A 3,306-nucleotide genomic window follows, 5' to 3' on the forward strand; every position below is an offset into this window, starting at 1 on the left:
TTTCAACTCAAGGTGTGGAAATCGGGCGGGTGAGTGCGGCGCTGGTAAGGCGCTCGATCTCAGCCAGAACGCGGTGATAGTCGGCGGCGGCATCGATCGCTGCGGCTTGCAACGCGAGCAGTTCTTCCTGGACCGTGATGAGTTCCAGGAAAGAGAAGCGGCCCCGGTCGTAGCCGCTGCGTGTTTGGTCGAGTGCAAGTTGCGCTTGAGGCATAGCCTCGTTGCGCAACGTGTCGACACGAGCGCGGTCTGTGTTCATCTCTTGGTATAGAGCGAGCAGGCTTGCGCGCGCTCTGACGCGAGCCGCGTTGCGGAGTGCGTCCGTTTGATTGAGCCGGACCTGCGCCTCTCGAATCGTGCCTTGATTGCGGTCGTAGACCGGCAGAGGCATCGAGAAGCCGGCGACGAGCGCGGTGTCGCTGTTCACCTCGAAGCGTCGAACACCCACGCTGAAGGTGAGATTCGGCCGGGCCTGAACCCGCGCCAGTCGTAGCTCCGCCTCGCGCAGACGCGATTCCGAGGCAAACCGTGTGAAATCGGGTGACTGCTCCAGTTTATCCATCAGCGCTTGGAAGGACTCCACCGCACGTAGGTCGAAAAGTTCCGCTCTGGCTGAGGTGAATGCCGGCTCGGGGCTGCCCCAGGTGGCTGAGAGCGCGTAGCGCGCGGCGCGCAGCTCGCTTTCCGCCTGGCGCTGTTCCAACAGGGCTCGCGTCAGCGCGATGCGTGCGCGGCTGCGCTCGGCTTCCGGGGATCGTCCCGCTTCGACGCGGGCACCGATCGCATCGAGCGTTTTCTGCGCAAGTGCCGTCGCTTGTATAGCGAAGCGAACGCGCTCCTGGGCGGCGACGACGTCGATAAAGCGACCGGTGACTTCCGAAAGAACGTCCAACTCACGAGCGCGTTGTTCGACACCGACGACGTCCAGATCCGCCTCGGCAGCGGCGCGGCGTAATCCCCGTTTACCGCCTAGTTCGACCACCTGACTCAGGCTGAGCGTCGTCTCTAGCGAATCGATTCGCTTGGTCGCACCCGTGCCCGCGAAGTTCTCGAGTTCCAAGCCCAGCCCCGGATTGGGGCGCAACCCCGCCTGCACGATTCGCGCTTGCGCTGCGCTTAGCTCATACGCACTGGCCAGCAGATCAGGATTGCTGCGCAAGGCGGCATCGATGCCGCGTGCGAGAGTCAGTTCACCTTCTGGATTGACTGATTCACCGGGTGACTGAGCATTAACGGACGGAATAACAAACAATAGGGCGCACGCCGTGCAGGCGCGTGCAAATGCAGATAGCATCGAAAAGCCTCCTACGGCACGCGTGCTCCCACGCGTGAGGTCACAGGGAATGACTACGAATCGGAGGTATTAGCGCGGTGGTCCGCGAAGCGGCGGACGGAGGCTGAATGCGGAAGCGAGATGAGGAGTGAGAAACTGAGCCGGACGACTCGTGCTCTGCGATATCGGCAAGAGCAGTGCGAGCAGGACGCTCGCGACCACGACGACCGGCATCTCATCGACACCGATCTTTTTGACCCACGGAGCAACCGAGAAATCGACATCGACGTCGTTGTGGCCGCCGGGAGACGTCTCGACGCCGTTATGCGTCGGCGCGTCCTGCACATGCATGGCAACGGGATGCTGCTGGCCATCCAGGCACAAGTGCAAGTGGGCTTCTCCAACCCGTACCAATAGCAGCGCTATGGCGAACAGCCATAGGAGCCTGGCGATGGGGGAGTGGCGCCACATGCCGTTAGTATGCCTCAGGATCCAAAGTTTCTCATGAATTTCATGGCTGGTTTGTGACGTTCATCTTAGCGTCTAGCCACACCGCAAGGTCTCTGGGGATCGGCTCGGGTCGGAAGGGACTGATGCGGGCTCGACCGGTATTGCCTGACGGCATCCACAGCCAAGTGAAGGTTGCGGCCGCGATCCACCGAAAGAGTTGTCCGACAAACTCCCGATGGTCCCGTTGCCGCCAGGCAAGACCCAGCATGGAACGATGCGTTAGTACGTGGTCGCGGGTGCGCGATTGCCCGAGCACATGTGCGGCTTCAAGGCAGGCCCAGGCGGCATCGATGCGATGTACCGCCTCATGCCGGCAAGCATCCTTCATGTAGTAATCATACTCGGCGCTGGTCATAAAGCGGCTGGATCCGTATGTAGAGAACAAGATGACCTGACTAGTTCACACCCTGCAGTAGCTTTAGGGTCAAGCGCCTGGGCGTTCTTTTTAGAGTTTCGCGGCTGCGGCCAAATTTCGAGCGCATCCGACGTATGGATGGCAAATCCACCCTAGCGCTCACTAGCGCGAGTCGGCAACATTGAAGTTCGGTCGAGATTCTACATCCACGAAGTGCAGGAACGCCTGAGGTGAACTGATCCATTTCGAGGTTGGAGTTCCGATGCGTCCCGCACTGTTCACGTCGATTTGCGTATGTGCAGTCGCAACGGCGAACGCGCAAGACAAGCCACGTGAGAACCCCGCGGAAGCGTTGGAGATGCCCATGGTGGTGGTCGTCGGGACGCCGCCGCTCCCGGGGCTCGGCACACCGGTTCGCGATGTGCCTGCAAACGTTCAGATCTACACGAGCCAGGATCTCGCCGACCAGCGCCAAGCGACGGTCACGGACTATCTGGAGCAGAACCCGACTGGTATCTCATCGAATGCCGCGCAGGGCGATCGTTTCTAACACGACATCAGTGTTCGCGGCTTCAGCGCGTTCCCGCTTCTCGGCACGCCGCAGGGAGTGTCGATCTTCCAGGACGTGTGCGCACAACGATGCCATTCGGCGACGTTGTGAACTGGGATCTCATACCCCCGACGGCGATGGCCAGCATTCAGCTCATTCCTGGTCCAATCCGGCATTCGGCCTGAATACGCTCGGTGGCGCAGTGGCCGTATATACAGAAAGCGGAGCGCGGTATCCGGGCGGAGCCGTCGAGCTGGCCGGGGGCTCGTTCGGCCGCAAGGCTGCTGAGCTCGAGGGGGCGGCTCACGCGGCGTGCTCGATTGGTTCTTCACGGGCGATGCCCAAGACGACGATGGCGGGCGGACCATAGCCCGAGCAAGGTACGTCGCTACTTCGGCAAGCTCGGTTGGCAAAACGAAACCAACGATCTCGATGTGAGCTTTGCGGGAGCGGACAACACGCTGCAGAGTAAGCAGACGCTGCCGAGTTCGTTCCTCGATGACATCCGGCAGGCATGTCCGTTTCCGGACGAGAACCACAGTCAAGTCATCGATTCACGGATGACAACAACGGGGCTCATCTGCGCGGCGATAGCATTCTCACTGAACAGCCGTTGCC

Annotated in this window: 5 protein-coding genes; 2 read left to right on the plus strand and 3 right to left on the minus strand. The window is 61.0% G+C overall.

Annotated features, from left to right (window positions below; translation table 11 throughout):
* Window positions 1-7: 7 nt before the first annotated feature.
* The 3 genes from JNL55_RS24300 to JNL55_RS37510 form a co-directional block, all read right to left on the minus strand.
* Window positions 8-1,159 (minus strand): TolC family protein, encoded by a 1,152-nt coding sequence (locus JNL55_RS24300; RefSeq protein ID WP_293860285.1) that lies wholly within the window; start codon window positions 1,157-1,159, stop codon window positions 8-10.
* A gap of 204 nt (window positions 1,160-1,363) precedes the next feature.
* Window positions 1,364-1,663, minus strand: coding sequence for a hypothetical protein (locus JNL55_RS24305; RefSeq protein WP_293860287.1), 300 nt, complete (start codon window positions 1,661-1,663; stop codon window positions 1,364-1,366).
* Window positions 1,664-1,784: 121 nt separating this feature from the next.
* Window positions 1,785-2,138, minus strand: coding sequence for a DUF3703 domain-containing protein (locus JNL55_RS37510; RefSeq protein WP_415923159.1), 354 nt, complete (start codon window positions 2,136-2,138; stop codon window positions 1,785-1,787).
* A 262-nt stretch (window positions 2,139-2,400) separates the two neighbouring features.
* On the opposite strand from JNL55_RS37510, the gene JNL55_RS24310 reads away from it, so the two are divergent.
* Window positions 2,401-2,688 carry a hypothetical protein gene (locus tag JNL55_RS24310; protein WP_293860289.1) on the plus strand — a complete coding sequence of 96 codons (288 nt, stop codon included), beginning with the start codon at window positions 2,401-2,403 and terminating at the stop codon, window positions 2,686-2,688.
* Window positions 2,689-3,122: 434 nt separating this feature from the next.
* A partial coding sequence (locus JNL55_RS24315; RefSeq protein ID WP_293860291.1) for a hypothetical protein occupies window positions 3,123-3,306 on the plus strand: 184 nt, incomplete at its 3' end.

Origin of the sequence: Steroidobacter sp., from assembly GCF_016790065.1 — a bacterium.
Lineage (GTDB): Bacteria > Pseudomonadota > Gammaproteobacteria > Steroidobacterales > Steroidobacteraceae > Steroidobacter.